At 46.8% G+C, this 20,933-nt stretch carries 20 protein-coding genes and 1 tRNA gene; 11 read left to right on the top strand and 10 right to left on the bottom strand.

Annotated features, from left to right (window positions below):
- Positions 1-58 precede the first annotated feature (58 nt).
- The 4 genes from OZ401_RS16755 to OZ401_RS16740 all read right to left on the bottom strand — a co-directional run bounded on the left by OZ401_RS16755 (position 59) and on the right by OZ401_RS16740 (position 5,316).
- Positions 59-2,032: a nitrogenase component 1 gene (locus OZ401_RS16755; protein ID WP_341471591.1), complete on the bottom strand. Its 1,974-nt coding sequence runs from the start codon at positions 2,030-2,032 to the stop codon at positions 59-61.
- A gap of 65 nt (positions 2,033-2,097) precedes the next feature.
- Positions 2,098-3,465: a nitrogenase component 1 gene (locus tag OZ401_RS16750; RefSeq protein WP_341471590.1), complete on the bottom strand. Its 1,368-nt coding sequence runs from the start codon at positions 3,463-3,465 to the stop codon at positions 2,098-2,100.
- A complete protein-coding gene (locus OZ401_RS16745) occupies positions 3,455-4,339 on the bottom strand; it encodes a nucleotide-binding protein (protein ID WP_341471589.1) in 885 nt (294 codons plus the stop codon). Before OZ401_RS16745 ends, OZ401_RS16750 begins: the two co-directional genes overlap by 11 nt.
- 233 nt (positions 4,340-4,572) lie before the next feature.
- A complete protein-coding gene (locus OZ401_RS16740) occupies positions 4,573-5,316 on the bottom strand; it encodes a hypothetical protein (protein WP_341471588.1) in 744 nt (247 codons plus the stop codon).
- A gap of 270 nt (positions 5,317-5,586) precedes the next feature.
- Between OZ401_RS16740 and pheA the strand changes: the two genes are divergently transcribed.
- On the top strand, positions 5,587-6,447 hold the full coding sequence (gene pheA, locus OZ401_RS16735) for a prephenate dehydratase (RefSeq protein WP_341471587.1): 861 nt from the start codon (positions 5,587-5,589) through the stop codon (positions 6,445-6,447).
- Positions 6,444-7,139, top strand: coding sequence for a HEAT repeat domain-containing protein (locus tag OZ401_RS16730; RefSeq protein WP_341471586.1), 696 nt, complete (start codon positions 6,444-6,446; stop codon positions 7,137-7,139). The genes pheA and OZ401_RS16730 overlap by 4 nt, the downstream gene beginning before the upstream one ends.
- Here OZ401_RS16730 and OZ401_RS16725 read toward each other — a convergent pair.
- Entirely contained in the window at positions 7,117-7,929 is an 813-nt protein-coding gene (locus tag OZ401_RS16725; RefSeq protein ID WP_341471585.1) for an alpha/beta fold hydrolase, read from the bottom strand. The genes OZ401_RS16730 and OZ401_RS16725 overlap by 23 nt on opposite strands.
- A 168-nt stretch (positions 7,930-8,097) precedes the next feature.
- On the opposite strand from OZ401_RS16725, the gene OZ401_RS16720 reads away from it, so the two are divergent.
- The 4 genes from OZ401_RS16720 (at position 8,098) to OZ401_RS16705 (ending at position 10,199) form a co-directional block, all read left to right on the top strand.
- Complete coding sequence (locus OZ401_RS16720) at positions 8,098-8,694, top strand: secondary thiamine-phosphate synthase enzyme YjbQ (RefSeq protein ID WP_341471584.1); 597 nt, start codon at positions 8,098-8,100, stop codon at positions 8,692-8,694.
- Positions 8,695-8,808: 114 nt separating this feature from the next.
- Positions 8,809-8,881 (top strand) — tRNA-Val (locus tag OZ401_RS16715).
- Positions 8,882-9,067: 186 nt separating this feature from the next.
- A complete protein-coding gene (locus tag OZ401_RS16710) occupies positions 9,068-9,712 on the top strand; it encodes a hypothetical protein (RefSeq protein ID WP_341471583.1) in 645 nt (214 codons plus the stop codon).
- Between the two features lie 139 nt (positions 9,713-9,851).
- Positions 9,852-10,199, top strand: a complete 348-nt coding sequence (locus tag OZ401_RS16705) for a VOC family protein (RefSeq protein ID WP_341471582.1) — start codon at positions 9,852-9,854, stop codon at positions 10,197-10,199.
- A 73-nt stretch (positions 10,200-10,272) separates the two neighbouring features.
- Here OZ401_RS16705 and erpA read toward each other — a convergent pair whose 3' ends face one another.
- Positions 10,273-10,641: an iron-sulfur cluster insertion protein ErpA gene (gene erpA / locus OZ401_RS16700; protein WP_341471581.1), complete on the bottom strand. Its 369-nt coding sequence runs from the start codon at positions 10,639-10,641 to the stop codon at positions 10,273-10,275.
- 284 nt (positions 10,642-10,925) lie between these two features.
- On the opposite strand from erpA, the gene rbfA reads away from it, so the two are divergent.
- The 5 genes from rbfA to OZ401_RS16675 all read left to right on the top strand — a co-directional run bounded on the left by rbfA (position 10,926) and on the right by OZ401_RS16675 (position 16,800).
- The gene (rbfA, locus tag OZ401_RS16695) at positions 10,926-11,303 is read left to right on the top strand and encodes a 30S ribosome-binding factor RbfA (RefSeq protein WP_341471580.1); all 378 of its coding nucleotides are present in this window, start codon (positions 10,926-10,928) and stop codon (positions 11,301-11,303) included.
- Between the two features lie 21 nt (positions 11,304-11,324).
- Entirely contained in the window at positions 11,325-12,197 is an 873-nt protein-coding gene (mtnP, locus tag OZ401_RS16690) for an S-methyl-5'-thioadenosine phosphorylase (RefSeq protein ID WP_341471579.1), read from the top strand.
- Complete coding sequence (locus OZ401_RS16685; protein ID WP_341471578.1) at positions 12,198-13,013, top strand: DUF2085 domain-containing protein; 816 nt, start codon at positions 12,198-12,200, stop codon at positions 13,011-13,013.
- 157 nt (positions 13,014-13,170) lie between these two features.
- Positions 13,171-14,025, top strand: coding sequence for a bactofilin family protein (locus OZ401_RS16680; protein WP_341471577.1), 855 nt, complete (start codon positions 13,171-13,173; stop codon positions 14,023-14,025).
- A gap of 6 nt (positions 14,026-14,031) precedes the next feature.
- Positions 14,032-16,800: a hypothetical protein gene (locus OZ401_RS16675; RefSeq protein ID WP_341471576.1), complete on the top strand. Its 2,769-nt coding sequence runs from the start codon at positions 14,032-14,034 to the stop codon at positions 16,798-16,800.
- A gap of 418 nt (positions 16,801-17,218) precedes the next feature.
- Here the strand turns inward: OZ401_RS16675 and OZ401_RS16670 are convergent, their stop codons facing one another.
- Genes OZ401_RS16670 through OZ401_RS16655 form a run of 4 tightly spaced genes read right to left on the bottom strand, consistent with a single transcriptional unit; the run spans position 17,219 to position 20,932 of the window.
- The gene (locus tag OZ401_RS16670; RefSeq protein ID WP_341471575.1) at positions 17,219-17,500 is read right to left on the bottom strand and encodes a hypothetical protein; all 282 of its coding nucleotides are present in this window, start codon (positions 17,498-17,500) and stop codon (positions 17,219-17,221) included.
- Between the two features lie 9 nt (positions 17,501-17,509).
- Entirely contained in the window at positions 17,510-19,003 is a 1,494-nt protein-coding gene (locus OZ401_RS16665; protein WP_341471574.1) for a protein kinase domain-containing protein, read from the bottom strand.
- Between the two features lie 17 nt (positions 19,004-19,020).
- Positions 19,021-20,211 carry a toll/interleukin-1 receptor domain-containing protein gene (locus OZ401_RS16660; RefSeq protein ID WP_341471573.1) on the bottom strand — a complete coding sequence of 397 codons (1,191 nt, stop codon included), beginning with the start codon at positions 20,209-20,211 and terminating at the stop codon, positions 19,021-19,023.
- Between the two features lie 19 nt (positions 20,212-20,230).
- Positions 20,231-20,932 (bottom strand): toll/interleukin-1 receptor domain-containing protein, encoded by a 702-nt coding sequence (locus OZ401_RS16655; RefSeq protein WP_341471572.1) that lies wholly within the window; start codon positions 20,930-20,932, stop codon positions 20,231-20,233.
- Position 20,933: the final 1 nt, after the last annotated feature.

Below are 20,933 nucleotides of genomic sequence, written 5' to 3'. Positions count from 1 at the left end.
TTATGCCTTGAAATCAAAAAAAGGACGCAGTTACCCACGTCCTTTATAAAGCTACTGTTTATCGCATAACTTGAGGTAGCGCTTTCATCACCATTTCTACCGTAACTTCCTCAAGGTTAGCCGCACGCGCTTCAGATACGGCAGCTTGCCTTAATTTATCACTGGCAGAAATACGCGCTACCCAGGGAACTTTCTCAAGAAGCTGATCGAATATTGCCTTTGCCTCATCGCGCCACTTCAACTCGCTGAGTTCATCCAGTTTCGCCGAGTGCTTTTCACCTTGCGCAGGCGGGGCGGCATTTGCGGTAGGGCGCATACCGCCGGGTCCTGCCGGTAATCCAGTAGCATCTCGCCGTTCGCGCGGCAAAATATCAAACAACACATCAAAAATTGCATTTGTGACAAGCTGAATCACATACACCGCCCCCATATAACCCATATAGGGCGTACCAACCGAACGGTTGATAAACGGTACGGGTAAAGCCGCCGGGATAAAACGGGCAGTCAATCCTGCTTCCGCCATATAAATCCGCTCATTCATACTGCCCATCACTACGGTAGGGCGTTCTGCCTGTAAGCGATTACGCAGCATATAATTATTGGTATCGTTGGATTTCTGGCGATTGATAACCGTACCGATTTCCATGCCAAGTTCATCGCCTAAAAATCTGGTCAAGCCTAGCGCATAACTTTCATTGGCAATAATGGCAAGTTTGGTAGTATTGTAAAAGTCCTGTGGCGCGCCAAGCCAAATGTCCCAGATAGGCAGTAGCGTTTCGCGCTTTTCTTTTGCCACAAAGGCTTTTGCCTGTTCTTCGGTGCCGAGTAATTTGCCGAGTTGCAAAACAAACTCGGTAGTTTCTTGCATCCCGAACGGCGCAAACAGATAGGGTTTGCCCAATTCTTTTGCCAGCGACTCGCCAAACTCACGGTACATCACCACGTTAACCGCCGACTCATCCAGCCTGTCCATATCGGCGAACTTTGCGCCAAAGGGAAAACTGAAATACAGGTCGCCACCCGCGCCACGCACCAGCCTTTCCAATTCATGCAAATCGGCATAGCTGTTAAAGCAACTGTAGGTTGAACTAATGATATTCACTCGGTGAGTGGGAGTGCTGGCAAAATTGGCGGGCGGGGATTTTTCGACCAATCCGGCAGCAATACGGCGTTTGCGTTCTTGATAGAGCCATAGCAATGAAACATCCCGTGCCTTCCATTCGTCTAGTTCAAAAGCGCGACTGCTAAAATAAATGACATCAGGATGTTTGCGCTGCAAGCTCATAACGTGGTCAGCCCCGATAAGCTCGCTTTCCTGACTACTTACCACGATGAGATGCTTCTTTTGCCCGGCGCGTTCCTCACGTTCCTTTACGCGGCGAACCGCGTCCATAACCCTACGGGTAGTGCCATCTAGCGTTACTTCAACCTCGGTGATATTGCTGCTGGCGAGGTTGCCGATTTCAGGCAAAGCATCGGTATAGTTAATGGTCGCGGTGGCAGGCAGGCTGTAACAACCTACCGGGGCATCCACCACCACCTCCACGTCGCTCATACAAGTAAAAGTAAACATTGCGCCCCAGTAGCCGTTGGAAACGGGCGTATCCAGCGGGATATTGGGCGCTTTTCTGCCTTCTTCCTCGCCAAAAATGCGACTGGCGCTGGCACGGATATGCTCACGCTGGCTTTCTTCGCCTTTCACGGCTTTGCGGCGGGTGAAAGCGGCGTTATTTTCATCAGCGTCTTCGTAGCCGAGGTCTTTAGCAGGTTTCTGAGGGGGGGCTACCGGAGCGGGCGTTGCCGACTTTTTGGTTGTCCAGAAGTTGCTGACTCCGGTGTTAGCAGGAGTGAATCCAATTTCAGCTTCGCCAATATCCTGTTCCATAGGGTCGTTAGATACTTTGGCAACTGCTTTAGGTTTAACACCATTAGCGACAACGGGTTTGGTTTTTACGGCTTGGGTTGTTCCCAAATTCAAAGCATCTTCATCCATTGGGTCAAAATCAGCGGAAAATGGGTCTTTATTCGGCATGAGTGAATTGCCTTTCTTTCTAGTTGCGAATTGGTACGAGGGCGCATTTTAACGCCCTCTTGCCCTTACTGTTTCAGCGAAATCGGCTCACGCACGCCCACTTCAATAGCGGCATCCGCGAAGAAATCGCGCATAGCGGTATAGCGGTTGGTTTGGCTGAGAATTAACTTCATCTGTTCCACTAACGGGCGTACTCCACTGGACAATAGCAGCGGGCGCGCGGACACTATATTGGTGAAATAGACCGAAGGAATACCGCGCCGTTTGGCATGCGCTTCAAGGTTGCTAGAACCTATACACAGGTCAGGTGGGTTATTGAGCAATTCTTCAATATCGTCCTCATGTCGCTTGCGGAAAATCACTTTCACGCCGCGATCAGCTAACCACTCGGCATCCTCTTTGGTTCCTGCTCCGGCTTTCACACTAGTTGAAACAAAGGTGACGGTTGCACCCGCTTCAATCATCAGACGGGCAAAGAGCAATTCGCCTCCCTCATAACCGGCAATCATAATGCGCGTGCCGTCCAACCGACTTTTCTCAAGCTCGTCTGCCACTTTATTAGCTTCGTCATTGGCAATATCGCGCACTTCATGGGCGGGAAGCTCCAAAAGACGACCCAGATTCATGAACCAGCTAAAAGTGCCTTCTGCCCCTACGGGTGCGCTGTGCAAAATCTTCAAGCCCTGATCGCGCAGTTCGCGAGCGGTGCGGTCGTAGAAAGGATGTAACAACGCCCCGACTTTAGCTTTTGGCGCATCATAGTAAGTGGAAATTTCCTTGCTGGGCAAGGCAGCTTGCATTTTTATACCGAGGCGGCTTATTGCAATCTGCAATTGCACCGGATCGGTGGGAAACACTTCCCCGATAGAAACTAGCCCATCTTGCGCGGAAGCCACACCCGCTGCCTCATTGTTCTCGCCAATACGCTTGAGAATCTGGCTGATTGCCACGTCCTTAGCTTCGGCATGAGTTGGCACGCTATAAGCCGGAACGCGCATCGGTATAATTTCGGTTTGCCCGATACGGCGCGGGATAAGCTCAAGATGTAAGCCGGAAGTTTCAGGAGTACACAAGGACATTACCGCAATCATGCGCGGGTTTTCATGGGATACAACGTCTTTTACAATATCAATCACTTTATCGGTTAGGTCGCTTTGTACCAACTCACGCGGTGTAAGCGAAGGAGACACGATTGGCTTGTTGGCAGCATAAAAGTGGGAGACAAAATCCAGCCCATAGAGGCAACCCACCGCCCCTACCAGTACCGGCACAAGCCCTTCGATACGCATTGTAACGCGCAACGAGCCGAAAGCCGGACACATGGTAGCGCTGTGCATACTGCAATCGCCTTTGCCATTTCCAACATTTTCACCCTTTGCAGCGAGATTGATGCTGCGCCCCGCTTTTAAATCATCCAGCGGCTTATCGGACATACAGAAGCTCCTTCCCTGCGGTTTCGCGGCTTACCAGTTCATCTAGGTTTGCGCTGCGCAACTTGCCGCGCGCTTTCTGGCGAAACATCTTGTAAAACTCTTCAAAATCTAGCGGCTTTGGGATTACCGCTTCATGCCTATTGATACTTTCTATAAGTTGGTCAACTGCGTCACGCATAGCGGGAATTTCCATAACTTCAAATGCATCTTTTGCCATTACCGCTTCCGGGATAAACGGCATATTCGCCAATACAGGCACTCCAATGCGATCTGCAAATTCTTGCGCTACTCCTGTACCATCATCCTTGTTGATAATAATGCCTAGCACACGGCTCTCGCTACCTTCTTCAGCGTAATGCGCTACCGCGCGACTGACATTATTTGCCACATAGAGCGATTGCTGGTCGTTGCCTGCCACGATGATAATTTCACGGGCGATACTCCGCGCAAAGCTCATTCCAAAGCCACCACATACCACGTCACCCAAGAAATCCAACAGCACTACATCGAAATCCCATTCAAAAAGCCCTAGCTTTGCCAAAGTGTCAAAGCCTAGCACGATGCCTTTGCCTCCGCAACCGCGTCCGGTTTCAGGACCACCCAGTTCAGCGGCATAAACGCCGTTGCGCTCGAAAATAACGTTGCCCGCGCTCAGGCTTTCGTCATCACCGTTTTCATGGAACTCGCGCCAAACTTCGAGAATGGTGGGAAGAAGTACACCTTTGAAGAGGGTGGCAGTTGAGTCGTGTTTGGGGTCGCAACCGATTTGCAGCACGCGGGTGTCGCGTTGTACCAAGCGCACACTTATACATGAGGAGAGAAAGCTTTTGCCGGAGCCGCCCTTACCGTAAACTGCTATTACTCTTTGCAACATCTAGAGTTAGCCTTTCTATGTATATTTATAGCGGGTAGCAGCTTGCTACTACTCGCTTAAAGTCGATCCCTTTGCAGGGCAAAGTTAATCTAGTGGCTGGTACCCCTGAGTCAGCCAAACAGGATAATTTTGCGGTTTTTTATTCAATGGGGTTAATCTGGTTAGTAGGTTAACATATATGAGCTAATATATGAGTATTACAAACTACAGAAAATGGGGCGATTCGAGGTAGTTCAGACTGCGAAGTAGCGGTAGTCAGAAGCAGATTGGGCTTCTGCAACGGCTGATCTTATCTCTACTTCGGTCATAGTTAGAGCGTAGCCACGCGCATTTAAATCGTAAGGTGACTGGATGCGGTCGAATGAACTCTGCCGATAGATTAAACCAAGTTTCGAGAGCGCTGCCAAACAACGATCGGCATGGGCTGGCGCGAGGCTGTAACGACGACGCAGCAGCGAATATAGCTCAAGAGTGCTGAGATTGCCATATTTATTCAAAAGGTTGAGCGCCTCAGCATAAATAGGAACGAGGATACCGCAATAGCCCTTACCCGCATTTGGCACGAGTGCCGCACAATTATAGGCTTTGGCTTTGCTTTTTTCGAAAATTCGCTCGAAAGCCCATTGCAAATCGTCAGCAAGCCAATGCTCATCACCCACCAGATAAACCAGCCTTTTTTCAGCGCCAAATTCTCCGGCTAATACCCTTTCCAGCAATTTTGGACCAAAGTATTCCCACGTGGGAGCTTCCATGTTGGCAATGCCTTTTAGATCAAGAGCAATAAGGGTACGATAGGGTAATCTCGCGATTGTTTTTTCGAGGATACTACAAATCTTCTGTGCTTGAATACCAGATACACTTGCCCCAAAAAAAGAAGGGTCTGAATCAGTATTGATTAATTCCAGTAGCGGAATACAGGCTATATTCCATCCGGGCAAGCTAGGATGCCGTGCGGTGGTATTATGCAAGGCAGCCATAAGGCACCTCCAGACTACAACATTTCAACTACGTTCAATTCGATTGAAGTAGCACAAAGCCACTTATCGTCTTAATACTATAAGAATAACTCTTATTCATTTTGAGTGCCAGTTCATGTTATGGGAAATAAGTAGTGGGCGAGCGTAGGTAGAAGTCCTAAGTACCACACCCTTACTCTTCTTTCTTGACAGCCCACAGAAAGTAGCTATCATACCCTTAGTGTTTCAATTCTATAATTTGTTCTTGATAAGGAAAAGCGATAATATTCCATGAAAGTTGGTTATTTAGGACCTGCTGCTACTTATACTAATGAAGCCGCTTTGAAACAATTCGGCAGCGAAGCTGAGTTAATTCCGATGCGTACCATCGCCGATGTCTTTCTAGCGGTAGGAAATTCGCAGCTTGATTACGGAGTAGTGCCGGTAGAGAATACGCTGGAAGGCGGCGTTACCTATACACTGGATATGTTTGGGCGTGCTGATCTGGATGAAATAATGATTTGCGCTGAAATCATGCTCCCGATACGCAGCCATTTGATGGTAGCGCAGAACGGACCCAAAAGTCTCAATGAGATTAAAGTGGTGCTTAGCCACCCACAGGCGCTAGGGCAAGCGCGAGGTTGGTTACAGAATAACCTGCCTAACGTTGAAATAGTAGAAGAAACCAGCACCTCACGTTCTGCCGAATTGGTAGCGGGTAGAACCGATGCAGCAGCAATTGCCCCGATTCTCTGCGCCGAAGCCTACAACCTGAAAGTGCTTGCTTCCGACCTTCAAGACGCTGATTTCAACCAAACTCGCTTCTTCGTAATTTACAAGCATCGCCCGCGCTGGCCTATGCCCGTGCTTAACAATAGCGATGAGGGTGTGCCAATTACCGCCATCATGATTTCAATAAAAGACAAGGTCGGAACTTTGCATGCCGTCACCGATATTTTTATGCGCTATGATATTAATTTGGTGCGCATCGAGAGTCGCCCAAGCAAGCAAAAAGCATGGGATTACGTATTCTTTATCGACCTACAAGGACAACCCGGACAACCGCACGTAGCTAATGCGCTGCACGAACTGGCTTCCGAAACTACATGGGCGAAAGTTCTAGGCTGGTGGAATCGGAGCAGCAAAGTATGAGTGGCGATTGGGAGTTTCCAGAGTTCAGACCACCCACCCGTCCTCTACGAGATTACGCTCAGATGGTTACCGAGCTTGAAGCGCAAGGTAATATTCAGGGATTGTTGGAAATTTTAGAGGGTGGTTATCCGGGAGCTACCCGCCGCGCCGCCGCCCGCGCATTAATTTCCACTGCCGGTAAACCGGAAAGCTCGGCAATATTGGCGCTACTGACTAAAGAAACCGACCGAGGAGTGAAAGTCAGCCTAGTGGGTTGTCTTGGGAAAAGCGGGGATGAAGCAACACTCCCTGCTCTGACAAATGCTTTGAAAGATTCCGAGCCAATGGTAAGAGTAGAAGCCGCCGCTGCTCTTTCGCGGTTTAACTCCGAAACCGCTTTCAAGCTCTTAGTGGACAACTTGCAGCGGAAAGACGAGTCGGACGATTATTTAGTCAGGCAATATAGCGCCGATGCGCTCGGCAAAATGAGCGACCGTCGCGCTGTTCCAGCCCTTATCGCGGTTCTTAAAGATGAGAACAGCCTTGTTAAAGCTGCTGCCGCCACTGCCCTAGGCGAACTAGGTGAGCGTACTGCAATTACTGCACTGGTACGCGCCCGCCATAGCGACTCTCACTTACTCGGCGCTGATTGCGTCGAATGCACCGCAATAGATGAAGCCCTACGAAAGCTCAACCGGAAACAAATTCCCTGATAGTAGAGGCGAATAGCGTAGGGTCGCGCAATGCCAACATACTGCCGGGTGGAAGCGCTACCGCCTGCGCGTGCGGTACTAACCTTTTTGTATCCTCAATGAATGGCGCAAACCGCTCGTCAGCATCGCCCGATACAAGCAGAGTCGGGATGGTGGGCAGGATCAGTGGCAGGCGACTCGCTTCAGGATAGCGCAAAACTGCTTCAACCATTTCGTAAGCGCGGGGCTTGCGCGAGATAAAATCCATAAAATAGTGGTGGAAATTCTCAAAAGGTAAATGCTGCCAGTTCGGATAATTGCGCTGCCAGATTTCGGTCAGGTGGCTGCCATCCTCACTGGTTTTAAGCGCCCCGTAATAAACCGGGTCATGGCGCATTGTTTCTCGCGCCGCCTCATCAAACCAACGCGGCAACCCAAACAAGACAAGTTTTAAGACCCGCTCTGGATAACTTGCGGCAATTTCGCAGGCAAGCGCCGCCCCTGAACTCGCCCCTGCAATGTGAAATCTAGCTATCCCCAATTTATCCAAAAACTTAAGTAGCTCTATCGCATACCTTTCCAATTCCCATTGGCGAGGAGGATCATCGGATTCACCATTTCCGGGCAGATCGGGCGCAATTACCCGGAAACCGTCGGCAAGCAAGGGCAATACCTTGCTATAGCTACGCGATGAGAAATAGGTTTTATGCAAAAGCACCAGCGGAATACCTTGCCCTGCCGTCCGGTAATGAATCTGTCCCCAATCCAGCGAGATAAAACCGCGCGTTATAGTAATTTCAGGAGATTCCAAAGTGTAATCCTTGCCCTTAATGCTTAAAAAACCGGATAATAGTTAGTAAATGATTTGATTTCGAGGATAAATAGTAGCATATAGCTATTTTAGTAGCTTTTATCATTGCCGACTTCAATTTTTCTAGCTAAAATACTGCAAGTTTATATTGAATAATGGAGGTAATAGATGCCCTTTCAACCTGATATTGTAGTCGAAAATCAGAATCCCATTGTGACTAACGGTTTAAGTAAATTAAACGGTTATCACGCCGTACCCAATGAACCCAAGAATACCAGTGCACAACCTACTAACGCTGCGGTAACCCAAAGCGGAAGTTACCATTGTCATTCAGTCCAACTGAGTATTGAAACTCAGATAGATATTCCAAATTTCACGGATATAACCGAAGCTGTACGCCAGGTAGTTACCCAGTCCGGCATCCGCATGGGTACTGTTACGGTTTATTCAAAACATACCACCGCTTCCATCGTCATTAATGAGAACGAACCGCTGCTATTGATTGATATGTGCCAGCGAATCTCCAAGCTCTTCCCATCGGATGAGTATTATCGCCACAATGATTTCAGCATTCGTACCCATAATATGAATCCGGGGGAAACTCCTAACGGTCATTCACACTGTCAACATTTGGTGCTATCTACCAGCGAAACTATTCCGGTGGTGGAAGGTCAAATGACTATCGGACGTTGGCAGAGCATTTTCCTAGTAGAACTTGATCGCCCGCTGCCACGCACTGTGTCGGTAATGGTTTCCGGTATTTAGAAGTAATTTTATATTCTGACAATAAGCAGACCTAGCATAATCCCAATAGGTAATCCGTATCTAAAACGATTTGCCAAGGTCTGTTTTTTCTGGTATATTATTAGCCGTTGTTTCGGGCAGTTAGCTCAGTTGGTAGAGCGCCACGCTTACACCGTGGATGTCACAGGTTCGAGTCCTGTACTGCCCATTTTTTGTGCCATCTTCCCTAAATAGCCCCTTTCACAACCCTAGATTTTAGAAATACACATCAATAGTAAAAATCTATTTACCTAATATTACACATCCATTTTCTTTTTTCTAGAAAATAAGCCTTCTTTTGATATAATGAAATCCTGAAGTAATACTGAAGCCGGGATGTAACAGGAGAAAGTTAATGGCTAGAACCGTAATCGGGTATTTTAATAATCTAGGACAAGCCGAACGTTTCGTTAAACGAATGTTGGAAGATAACTATGCTCCCGAATTAATAAATCTGATTCAAAAAACAAGTGATGATGAAAAGCCTTCTTTTGATAATACCATCGAAGCTGCGCCTGTAGCCGAATACCGGGAGGCCATTTTTGAAGCGGACATTACCGAAGAAGATGCTGAATATTATCAGGCAGAGGTAGAAAAGGGCAAAGTGATTGTGGCGGCGTTTATACCTACCAATCCAAGCAAAGGTAAACTCTCGGAAGAAAAACTAGGGAATAAAATCAGTGACACGATGCGCACAGCCGGAGCCTACGACCGAGAAATTCGCCAAGTTTTTAGCAATCGGGGTATGACTACTTACCCACAGAATCGTTATACCGATCCTGCTGCTTTGCTAAACTCGAAAGATCGAATTTATCGAAGCGCTATTTCCCTAAATCAAGATCGCTCAAACGTATTAGGTGTTTCCAATTCTGAAACGATTGAACCCGAAGCGGGTGGACGAGAAGTGGTTAGCGGCACGAGCCTTGTTTCGCAGTTCGCCAGTGCAGAAGCGGAATTGCTGCAAAAGAGCTACGATAAAGAGGCAGAAAAACTAAATTAACAAGTATTTAAATGTTCATCCGTACAATGTCGCCATCAAACTACTGCACGGAGAGCAGCTTTGTGCAATGGCTTTTCCAGCCAAAAAAACAAAGTCGGTAAGAAGTTCAATGAATCAGAGAATATATAAGGAGTTTTTTATGAATCAAGGTATAAAGACAATTATCTATCCCGTCACAGATATAAATCGGGCAAAGCAGTTTTATAGTGTACTTTTAGAGGTCGAGCCGTTTGTGGATTCGGAATATTATGTTGGTTTTCAGGTTGGAGATCAGCAAATAGGGCTAGACCCTAATGGTCATAAAGAGGGAATGACAGGCTACTTTCAAGTAAGCGACATACATAAGAGCTTGCAGGCGCTGTTAGATGCTGGCGCACAAATACTCGAAGAGATCAAACATGTCGGTGGGGGAAGGCTGATTGGATCAGTCAAAGACGTGGATGGGAATATCATCGGGCTAGTACAGGATGGAGTACAACAAGCGTAAAACACATTATCAAAAATAAAAAGGCGGGATAACCCCGCCCTTTTTTATTTCAAAAATAAACGCGCGATTGAGATTAGCTGCAAGCACAAGAACGTGAGCTAGCTTTCCCGGCTCCATCAGCGGTATCAAAAGAACTACCGCAACCGCAGCTTGAAACTGCATTCGGATTGTGTACAGTAAAACCCCCACCCATCAGGCTGTTGACAAAATCAATTTCAGCGCCATCAATATATTTTTGGCTGAAAGAGTCGACATACAGTTTAACGCCGTTGAGTTCGGTGATCTCATCGCCATCGCGGATTTCGTTTTCCAATACCATCTGGTATTGGAAGCCGCTGCAACCGCCGCCTGCTACAAACACGCGCAAGCCAAGCGTAGAGTCGTTTTCTTCTTCAATAATCTTTTTCAATTGATCTGTCGCCGAATCGGTTAATGTTATCATCTCCAGAGACCTCCCAAATCTTAAAAACAAACTTGTGTTGTTATAAGTTAACTTAAATATCTATAATGAACAGAACCCGATCGGGCTCTCTACTTTAATCATGCCTTTTGGTACAACATTGAAGTTGGGCTATATTGTCACGATTGTGTCAGGCTTAATTATACCTGTAGGCTTTGGCTTAGTCAATACAATTCCTACCAATTCGATAGGATTAAGTTGAGTGTGCTATAATTGAAACACAATTTAATTATAGTGAAATATAGCCTGAGCTACAAAAAAGAGCCATGTCAAGAAGAACAGAACAAGTTGCGGAGATGATAAAAGAAATAGTCAGTACGTTGATTCAGCGCGAATTGCGCGATCCGCGGCTTGGCTTCGTTACCATTACTCGCGTAGAAGTAAGTCCCGACCTCAAACACGCTAAGCTATTATTTAGTGTTATGGGAACTGAAGAAGCTAGAAAAGACACCTTTAAGGCGCTAAAAGGCGCTAGCGGTTACCTACGACGCGAATTATTTCACCAATTGCAGATGAAGTATGTCCCAGAACTTCATTTCGAGTTTGATGGTGGCATAGAGCATGGTGATAAAATTCAGCGTATTCTGCAAGCTATAGAACAAGAAGAAAAACAAAACCAACCCCCAGAAACGAAAGAATCCTAGAATCAGGAAGGAGTCGGCAGCGTGGAAGCAAAGATCGGCGTTATCGGCGGTAGCGGGCTGTACCAAATTGAAGGTTTAGAGGACATTGAAGAGTTTTATCCCGATACACCTTGGGGCAAACCAAGTGATGCAATTACGGTTGGAACACTAGAAGGACAAAGAGTGGCTTTTTTGCCTCGTCACGGCAAGGGACATCGCTTTAACCCTACCGACCTTCCAGTACGTGCCAATATCTATGCCTTCAAGATGCTAGGGGTAGAATGGATAATTTCTATCAGCGCAGTAGGGTCATTGCGTGAGGAAATTGCTCCGCTTGACCTTGTTATCCCCGATCAGATATTTGACCGCACCAGCCTACGCCCTCGCACCTATTTTGGCGACAATTTGGGTATCGTAGCACACGTAACCTTTGCCGATCCCTTCTGTAATACGCTTAGAGGTATTCTGTACGAAGCCGCTAACCAAACCGGAGCGCGTAAGGTTTACAACAGTGGCACTTACGTTTGTATGGAAGGACCGCTTTTCTCCAGCCGTGCTGAAAGCAACTTCTACCGTAAAATGGATTGCGATATTATCGGTATGACTGCTTTGCCAGAAGCAAAACTCGCCCGTGAAGCTGAAATCCATTACGCGGTGGTGGCTTGCTCCACCGATTACGACTGCTGGCACGAAGGCGAAGAGAGTGTGACTATCGAGATGGTAGTCAATAACCTGACCCAGAACGTGGGACGCGCCAAGCAAATCATCCGCCTAGCTATTCCAAAAATCGCAGAACTAATTCAGGCTGGTTGTGGCTGCGATAACGCCCTTGAAAATGCCATTATGACCGACCGCAGCAAAATCCCTGCCGCCTCGATTGAGAAGTTAGGTTTACTGGTCAACAAATACTTGTAGATGCTGGAAAAACCGCCCATTGGGGTAGAACTTGACCGCTCTCGTCTAAAACCTTTAGTGGTGGCGGGAGCGGTTGCTTTCATATTGATACTACTGCTAGTACTCACCCCCGGCAGCCTCAGTGAAAAATATCTGCTTATTTGCAGCGGTTCTTGCGCCCAACGTCCCGCCCATACCTATTATCTTGGCAACCAAAAATTGCCGGTAGAAGCTCGGATGGTCGGTATTTTCTGCGGATTCCTACTCACTTGGATATTTCTATGGTTCATCGGGCGCACCCGCGCCGGAAAACTCTCCAGATGGAATATAAATCTATTGTTAGGGCTGATGGTACTGTCTATGGTACTGGATGGGATTAATGCCACCTTCTACGATTTTGGCTGGTTTCATCCCTACCAACCCCAGAACTGGCTTAGATTATTAACCGGTACGATGAGCGGTATCGGATTAGCAGGACTTGTTTACCCCCTTTACAATTTCGCAATTTGGAAATTCCCGTGGAAAATAGCCCCATTTCAGAAATGGGTTGAATTCGGCGCGCTCCTTATATTAGGCGCAACGCTGATGGTATTGGTAATGTCGGGCTGGGACTGGCTGTTCTTGCCACTAGCTACGTTAACAGTGCTAGGCGGACTGTGGATGATGAGCGTCTTTAACCTGCTCATTTATGTTGTGATGGCACGCCGCGAAAATCTGTATCGCGATTCTTGGGACGTATTGCCTACTTTGGTGGTGGTTTTTCTGTTCAGCCTAGTTGAATTTGGTGCAACTGCACTAGTTCGTCATCTTTTTCTCGGCGCTGCTCCCTACATGTGAAGTTAAAGCCCTAAAATTGATAAATGGTCACACAAAAGTACCGAATAGTTACATAAAACCTTGACAAGGCACAACCTGACAAGCGATAATACTAAACAGGACTCTGTGCGAAACGTCAAATTTCTTCACCTTAAAAAGGTACTCGAAAAAAGTAATTATGAGCTATTATTCGCCTAGACATGGCGGAAGCTCTTCGCCTAAATCCGACTCTCCACAGCCTGATTTCGAGAATAATCTGGCTGAATTTGAGTCTGCCTTCCAAAAGTTTGTGGCAGAAACCGACCCCGGTTTCGATTTGAGTCTCTTGCGCTTCAATTTTAACCCTTTTGTTTCGGAAAATACCCAAGCCCAAATTGCTAAAGCCTGGTATCCTACCAGCAAGCAAGAATTGGAAAAAACCATAACGCTGGAAGGACCAACTCAACTTAGCGCTCCGGTATTAGGAGAGCATGTCAGGTTAACCGGGGATATTCGGGTAAAGGGGAACGTGATAGGCATAAAAAGCGTATCAGTTGGCTCAAATTGCGTAGTGGAAGGTCATTTGATTTCGGGTGGTAGCCTACAAATCGAAGATGGCAGCCGGATTGAAGGCACAGTATCGGGCGAAGAAATCGTTATCAACGGATTGGTAAAAGTGCAAGGACCCGTAGTGTGCCGAGGTGAGTTTAAACTAAACGGTACTTTTGAGGCACAATCCTTGGTAGCAGTTAAAAATATTTCGTTGCAGGGTAGTGAAAAAGATTATTTAAAACTGGAGGCGCACAGTCTATTTGTGCAAAACGGCGAAGTAGATGCGCGTATTTCGGTAAAATTGGGACATAGCGGACGCTTGGCAGACCTATCCAGTCAGCTATTCTACCTGTCACGCGCCGCCGACGGGACATTCAGGCTGGCACGCGCTCCTAGCCCCTATCAGGATGGGGTGCGTCCGGCGCAGGGGACCATTATCACCATTCTCAGTGACGTTGAATTGGAAAAATTGCTGGCTGAGCTGGCTACACTGGAGAGATAACTGGCTATGACCCCCTCTGAGCCTGAAATAACTCGCCGTGAGGCTTTTGCCGTGTCCAATGCTGGAAACGAAGAAATTCCAAGTTGGGATAACGTGCCAAATGCAAATAACTCGGCAATGCCGGGCAACCTCAACAAGCTTGCCTCGGATAATGATACTCAAGTATTACCAGATGCCACCTCCTTTCGTGGTTTGATCGATGGTACTGATAATTTCCATGACGAGCAACAGCTCGATGCTGCTATATTGTATTCCGAATATGATCGCTATCGCCGAACTTGGTGGGAAACACGCCGTTGGTTTATATATCTTTTCGCTGCCCTCACTCCCCTATTTTTAATTGCCGGGTTGATAGGTTTACTAACTAAAAATAACGTCTCTAATCTGTTCTTGATTGGGGCAGTGATTACTTTCGTGCTGCTGGTAAGTGCGATTGCTTACGCTTGGTTCACCTTGCCGCGAGTTGTATCGTTCGGTCGTTTCTATCGACGTTTTGTAAGCATCCAACTGGATAGTGGCGGCTCGGTTTGGGTTGACCCTACTATAGCTGTGCCGGATTTCCCCGGACTACGCGATAATTTCTTTGCACTCTATCGTGATAGTGATGAACTAGGCACCAAAATGAAACCGGATGATGAGGAGGAAACCGGACGCAAGAAGCGCACCCTAAACGAGCTTAGTCGTCTGATCGCTCCTTTGAAATCTACTGCCAGTATGGCGGCAACTACGCCTTACATCCAAGCAGATAAAACGCTGGTTTTGGATAAATTCTGGTTACAAGCGCTCGATGATAAAGATATCGTCGAAATTTCGCACCACACTATGCCAGTGCCACCACAAGCCGGAGAAATTGAACATCTGGAATTATTGACACATGAGGTTGAAGATTATTCGAGCCTAGACGATGCACTTGCGCTTGGTCAGGAAGGTATTACTACCATTCATAACCAGATAGCCGCCAAAGTCGAGGATAATCTTGAGCTTGTAGCCTCCGAAATCCAACAATGGCATGACCATGCAGAACGCGAGAAATCATTTAACCAGAGTTTGCTTTCACGTTGCGAACTGGTAATTGTGGCAGCTCGCGAAGGCTTTGCCAGAGTCGAGTCTGCGTTGGAAGTAGAAGTGCGCCCGGCAGTACAAAGGCTGGATGCCGAATCGGCTTTTTACCGCTCGCAGGTGCAGCGTTTCTATACCACCCAGACTGAATTGCTGGAAGGTGAACGAGATGGCACACTCGCAACCCTTGATCGACAACATCAAGAGCTAAGCAGCGGGTTGGAAGAGAGACAGGACGAGCAGCGTGTATTACAGGCTGAGCTAAAGCGTCTGAACGACCAGCGCGTGCAATTGGATAACTCTACCAATACCCGCTTTGAAAATCTCAAACAATTGCTGACTGACCTAACCGAACGCAGTTACAGCTTGCCTACCATATTGCATTTCCGAAGCGATTACGGTGTTCCCCCCTTGGCACAGGAAAGCGAAGAAGTTTTGCGCTTACTAACGCAGTTAAGAGCCGATGCACGCCTGGCAACCAGCGATGTCAATGACGCACTAAACCGCTACGCCCGCCTACGCTTTGAGCCGCTGGATGAGTTGGGGCGGTTGCGCCAACAGATTGGAACCGGCACCAAATGGCAATCCACTCAATGGCTTGGCAGCCTAATTAATTTCCGCAATAGCGGACAGTTGCTGGCTATAGCAGGGGAAGTAGGCGAAGCGGTATCGGTTTATCTCGATTTCAATGGGGAATTTGAGCGGCTTAATCGACAATGGTGCGGGCTGGAAGTTGCAGTTCGGGAATTGGGTGCAACCGCTTATAACAACCAACTTGCCGATGCACAACGTCACCTAGAAGGGCTTGAAACCGCCCTGAGCAGTTTGCATAGTAGTCTTGTGATGGCTCCGCATAGCCCGGAAATGTCGCGCCCTGCCACTTTCCAGAACCTATATAATCTTGCGGCTGGCTTGCAGCGTGAATTGGACGAACTAGGCGGCTTAGCCGGGACAATTGCACGCACTCAAGAGCGGTTGAGCGAACTTGAAGCGGAATTATCCCAACTCGAAGCTCTGCTGAGTCAAAATGATGAGGAAACACGGCGTGTTCAAGATGAAGTTGCAGCAGCAATAGCGGAGGTGCAACGCAAGCATAATCTCATTCTTGCACGGCTGGAAGAGCTAAAAGTCGAGCGGCTGCAAAAGATAAGGGAACATATTACCGCTTTTATCCAGACCAGAGATGCAGAAATAGCACATCTGGAATTGGGTTTGCGCAGTATGCAGGAGCTTTGCGATATCTCGGAAAAATTTTTGCAAAAACATCTGCGCTTGTCACATCGTTTGCTGGAAGAAGCAAACTCGTTACGCCAAAACCTTGAAACTAACATTTCCGGCATAGTGCGCGAGTTTGAACGCAGTGTACGTGGCGACCGTGCAGTACGCCACACCAGCGATATGTATGTACCCGCATGGTACATCCAGTTGATTGTACATCCCGTTTGGCGCAAGAAAATCTTGGGATTCGCAAATTGCTATTCGGAGATTGCAAAACAAGAGACCCCAAAAGATTCTATCTGGCGTTTCCTTTTCACCAACCGCCCCGCCGTTTTCTTCCAGTTAACCGAAGATAGCGAGCTAGAGAAGCTTTTGCAAGTGAATCATATGGAGTATCCCGCCGGTGAGATAAATATCTCGCCTCATACGCTCGATTGGCTGGTAGAAAACGATTGGATTAGCGGTTGGGTTACCAACTTATATCGCGCTAAGAAATAAATTATATTTCCTGATAATAGATTTGCACTATAGGCTGAGTGATTAGTTTCAGCCTTTTTTCATTAGTTTTTTATAACAGTTCAACCAGCCTCGTCAACTGAGGCTGGTAGACTAAAATAATGACGCTAGAAGAACAGTTAACACAACTTCAAATCAACTATGCCCAGCTTGAAGCTAAAGCAGCTTCCCAAGTTACTGGTCTGAACTGTTCCAAGTTTTCTCCTCTTTCAAAAGCTCTTGGACTACTTCGGCTTTAAATGTTGAGGAATAATGTTTTCGCTTGCTCATTTGCTTGTCTTTTCACACCTTATTTCTCTTCGCTTTTTTATCCAGTTTATAGGGTACATTCATTATATTCAGGAAGCCCGCTTAAAAATCCACCAACTTTTTGGGATTGTACCACTTTGAGATAAAGTACTCAACGTATTGTAATTATAGGTACTATTTTGGTGGGAGGTGGGGGCGGTGCATTATCACGCCCTTGATTTGGCATAATCGTGAGCGGGTTGCTGAAGGGAGTTTCAGTAGGTAAGACTATCGTTTGGGTTGGGTTGGGCAACTGGCGAGAAGTTACAGGGTGCGATTGCTCGCTTAAAAACATAACCAGCACGATTATAATCAGCGCCAGCATTATCATTATCCCTACCAGATAAAAAGCAATTAATTTATCGCGCCTTGCCCAAAGTAATAGTCTTCCCAATTTATTACCCTAATTTGGTTTGTAAGCCTGTTTGATCAGTCGGGCTATTTCGACAAAAACTTCCTCACGTTTGTTTTTATCTACACCGGAAAGAGGGTTGGACGCGCTATTAACCGCTTGATACTCGTAAAGGGTTGTACCTTCCAGCATAACCGGTCTGAGTACCACTTGAAGGATAAGCGCTCCATCATTCTGTGCGGCTTTCAACAGCGTCGGTAATTCTTGATCATTGATAAAATCGGAGGCAAGGAAGTCGGAACTAACCAGCAATAAAGCCACTTTTGCGCTGGATAAAGCTTTCTTGATTTCATTGCGCCACAAATTACCCGGTTTGATCTGGGTATCGTCCCAAATAGGAATGCCCATGCGTTCCAGCGGTACCAGAAAACTTCGCAGTTTTGCCAACCACTCCGCGTCTTTGTGACTGTAGCTGATGAAAACTTTATCGCGCACAGGTTGTGCGGAATCTGTAATGACGGCAGGAGTCGTTGGTGGTGGTGTAATTACTGCTGATGGTTGGGTGGTTTCCGGTACAGTTATGGTTGGTGTTGCCCCCTCTATCGCTGCTATGCTGTTTTCAACCGGAATCAAATCAACCTGCGCAGGCTGCGTTTCGACAATATTCTTCGGAAGAATAAAATTAATCAGTGTACCGATATCCTCATCTGAAACGTTGGAAATAGCCTTTTCAAAAGCGGTGGCGAACTCACTGGCTTTGGTGTATCGATCAGACGGTTGTTTAGCCAAGGCTTTCTCGATTATTTCTTGCAGAGCAGAAGGCAAATCGGGTTTTAGCTGTATAAGTATGGGAATTGGGGCAGTTTTGTGACGCATTTCAAGCTCAGTAACTTTGACTCCATGCACGCGCGAACCATAAGGTAATGAGCGTGTTAGCATCTGGAAAGTAATTATACCGAGGCTGTAGATATCGGCAGCCGGACTGACATTGACGAAATCGGTAAATTGCTCAGGAGCTTCATATTCGGGCGTTCCCGCGTTGGAAACCGGCAGATCAAGTTCAGGGTCTTTTGCCAGCTTGAAATCTGTCAGCAGTAGCGTTCCATCTTTATCTAAAAAAATATTATCAGGTTTAAGATTCCGATGAATTATGCCCAGTTTATGCGCAAAATCCAACCCCTCCGAGGCTGCTTTTAGGAATGTAGAGATGGTCTTTAAATCGAGACCTTGCTGTATGCGCCCGGTCAAATCCCCTGCCGAGGCATACTGCATAACCATATAAACTAACCCGTCCTGCTCTCCAAAATCATCGATATTTATTACATTCTTGCAATTACGAGTTTTATTGAGGATTGTAAATTCCCGCTCAATGAGCTTTAGTTCACCCGGTTGGGGTGCGAGAATAATTTTAACGGCAACTTCGATGTCAGGAATTCGGTGATGGTGCGCATGCCATATTTCTTCGCGACCACGTTGGAAGATTGGTCCTACCAGTTGGTAATTTCCAAATTGATAACCCGGTTGTATCTGACTTGGTGCTGCCACAATTTACCTCTATCTATTTATAAAACACCAAAGATAGTTCTTAATTCGTCAACCAGTGCGTTAAAAGACTGCCGCCATTCTGATTCGCTCATATCAATAAGATATTTATCGTTTACTCGCTGATATTCGCTGAGTATGGTTAATTTTACCGTACAGGGGCTAATTAGGAAATACTTCAACGCCACGCCTTCTGCTTTTACTGCATTTAACAGTCCGGGTAGCTCAACCTGATTGATGAATTTCGAGATAAGAAACTCTTGGCTTACCAGCATAATTGCCACGCGGGTTTTTGCCAGCGCTTGGTTTATTTCATCTCGCCATAAGTCGCCCGCATCTATTTTTTCATCTGACCACCATTCCACCTCTTTTTCGAGCGAAAGGTGTTTCAGGAACATCTCAATTCGTTCACGCCATTGTTTATCCACGTGCGAATATGAAATAAAGATAGATGTTCGGGCGGATTGGGCAAGGTTGGAGATTTTGGCAGCTTTGGCGGGCGGTTGTTCGGGCAACTTCCCGGTGCTAATCAATTGTTGGCTGAGACGGGCTATTTCGGCGAAGATTCTTTCCCCTTCAGCCTCACGCTCGTTTTTGGTTCTGAATTTGTTCAATGGCTTGGGAGGCTTGGCGGTAAGTTTAACCAGATAAGTTTCATTCAAGCCCTCATCCTCAAGTACCACCGGATCAAGCAATACCGTCAGGGTTTGGATGCCTTTTCCCCGCGCCTCGTTGAGAAAATCGGGCAGCGTATCGGTAGTGGTATCATCGGTGGGCTTCATTAACTCCGAAGACATAAGGCTATGACTGGATAATAGAATTATTGCGTCCGCCGATTTAAGGTCTATCGCAAGCGTACCACGCCAATTTTGGATTAGCTTAGGTTTTTCGTCATCCCAATATCTTATCTGGGCTTTGGGATTGAGTGAATCGAGATGGGTTTTCAGCCGTTCCAACCAATGCCCATCGTCCTTTTGGCTGTAGATTATCAATATTTCAGGTTGGCGACTGGGAAAGGCTATAGGAATATCCGGCGGCTTGATTCCAAGCTGATTATTGATAAACTCGGTCAGCAAAGAAACATAATTTTCTAGCAAATTATTGCGCTGCATCAGGGTATCGGTGTGGGTTAGTAAGGACTCTACTTGCCCTTTAAGTAGAGAATTTAGCAATACCAATTGTGCTTGCGGTTCATTATTGATATTTTCCATCAAACCTCGGCAATGTTAGCTATCTTTTTAAGGCTTGATCGATTGCTCTGGCAGCGTTCACCAGTACTTCATCTTGTTCGTACTGCCTGAGACCCGAAAGGGGTTTTTCAGGTGAATTAATTGCTTGAAACTGATATAGGGGAGTATCGGTGAACCTTGAATAACCGATAATCAACGGCAAAATAACTGCACCTTCTTTTTCGGCGGCAGCCAATAATCTAGGAGTTTCTTCGCTGTAAAAATCGGAGGCGAGAAAATCGGCGCTGATAAGCATTACAATGACTTTTGCTCCGGTTAGGGCTTTCTGGATTTCCTCACGCCAGCGCATACCGGGTTTGATTTTTGTATCATCCCAGATTTCCAGTTTGCCTTCACGCTCTTGCGGCACAAGATGAGTTTTCAACCGCTCTAACCATTTTGAGTCACGCGGGCTATAGCTGATGAATACTTTGGAACGTGCCGATTTAGCAGTTTCGCTAGCGGTAGTAGTGATATATTCGGCAGATTTTTCTGATGGAGATGCTGCAATAGGGGCTTTTGACAAACTGGTAGGTTCGAGTTTGGCTTCGAGTTCAGCAATAATTTTTTTCTTGTCCTGAATCTGGATTTTGATATGGGGGGGTGCAAATAGGTCGCCAAAAGCAGCTAATTGTTCTTCTAGAATAGCCAGGTTGCGTTTATGCATTTCTAATATGCGTTGTGTGGATTCGCGCTCGTTCATT

The organism is Candidatus Chlorohelix allophototropha (assembly GCF_030389965.1).
Lineage (GTDB): Bacteria > Chloroflexota > Chloroflexia > Chloroheliales > Chloroheliaceae > Chlorohelix > Chlorohelix allophototropha.
This window is presented reverse-complemented; position numbering and strand designations above follow the sequence as displayed.

Excerpts from the sequence above, each read along its gene's own strand:
- OZ401_RS16660 (WP_341471573.1), bottom strand. The coding sequence starts at position 20,211 with ATGGAAAATATCAATAATGAACCGCAAGCACAATTGGTATTGCTAAAT.
- OZ401_RS16710 (WP_341471583.1), top strand. The coding sequence starts at position 9,068 with ATGGCTAGAACCGTAATCGGGTATTTTAATAATCTAGGACAAGCCGAA.
- OZ401_RS16745 (WP_341471589.1), bottom strand. The coding sequence starts at position 4,339 with ATGTTGCAAAGAGTAATAGCAGTTTACGGTAAGGGCGGCTCCGGCAAA.
- OZ401_RS16685 (WP_341471578.1), top strand. The coding sequence starts at position 12,198 with ATGCTGGAAAAACCGCCCATTGGGGTAGAACTTGACCGCTCTCGTCTA.
- rbfA (WP_341471580.1), top strand. The coding sequence starts at position 10,926 with ATGTCAAGAAGAACAGAACAAGTTGCGGAGATGATAAAAGAAATAGTC.
- OZ401_RS16720 (WP_341471584.1), top strand. The coding sequence starts at position 8,098 with ATGCCCTTTCAACCTGATATTGTAGTCGAAAATCAGAATCCCATTGTG.
- OZ401_RS16705 (WP_341471582.1), top strand. The coding sequence starts at position 9,852 with ATGAATCAAGGTATAAAGACAATTATCTATCCCGTCACAGATATAAAT.
- OZ401_RS16675 (WP_341471576.1), top strand. The coding sequence starts at position 14,032 with ATGACCCCCTCTGAGCCTGAAATAACTCGCCGTGAGGCTTTTGCCGTG.
- OZ401_RS16755 (WP_341471591.1), bottom strand. The coding sequence starts at position 2,032 with ATGCCGAATAAAGACCCATTTTCCGCTGATTTTGACCCAATGGATGAA.
- pheA (WP_341471587.1), top strand. The coding sequence starts at position 5,587 with ATGAAAGTTGGTTATTTAGGACCTGCTGCTACTTATACTAATGAAGCC.
- OZ401_RS16740 (WP_341471588.1), bottom strand. The coding sequence starts at position 5,316 with ATGGCTGCCTTGCATAATACCACCGCACGGCATCCTAGCTTGCCCGGA.
- erpA (WP_341471581.1), bottom strand. The coding sequence starts at position 10,641 with ATGATAACATTAACCGATTCGGCGACAGATCAATTGAAAAAGATTATT.
- OZ401_RS16730 (WP_341471586.1), top strand. The coding sequence starts at position 6,444 with ATGAGTGGCGATTGGGAGTTTCCAGAGTTCAGACCACCCACCCGTCCT.
- OZ401_RS16655 (WP_341471572.1), bottom strand. The coding sequence starts at position 20,932 with ATGAACGAGCGCGAATCCACACAACGCATATTAGAAATGCATAAACGC.
- OZ401_RS16680 (WP_341471577.1), top strand. The coding sequence starts at position 13,171 with ATGAGCTATTATTCGCCTAGACATGGCGGAAGCTCTTCGCCTAAATCC.
- OZ401_RS16750 (WP_341471590.1), bottom strand. The coding sequence starts at position 3,465 with ATGTCCGATAAGCCGCTGGATGATTTAAAAGCGGGGCGCAGCATCAAT.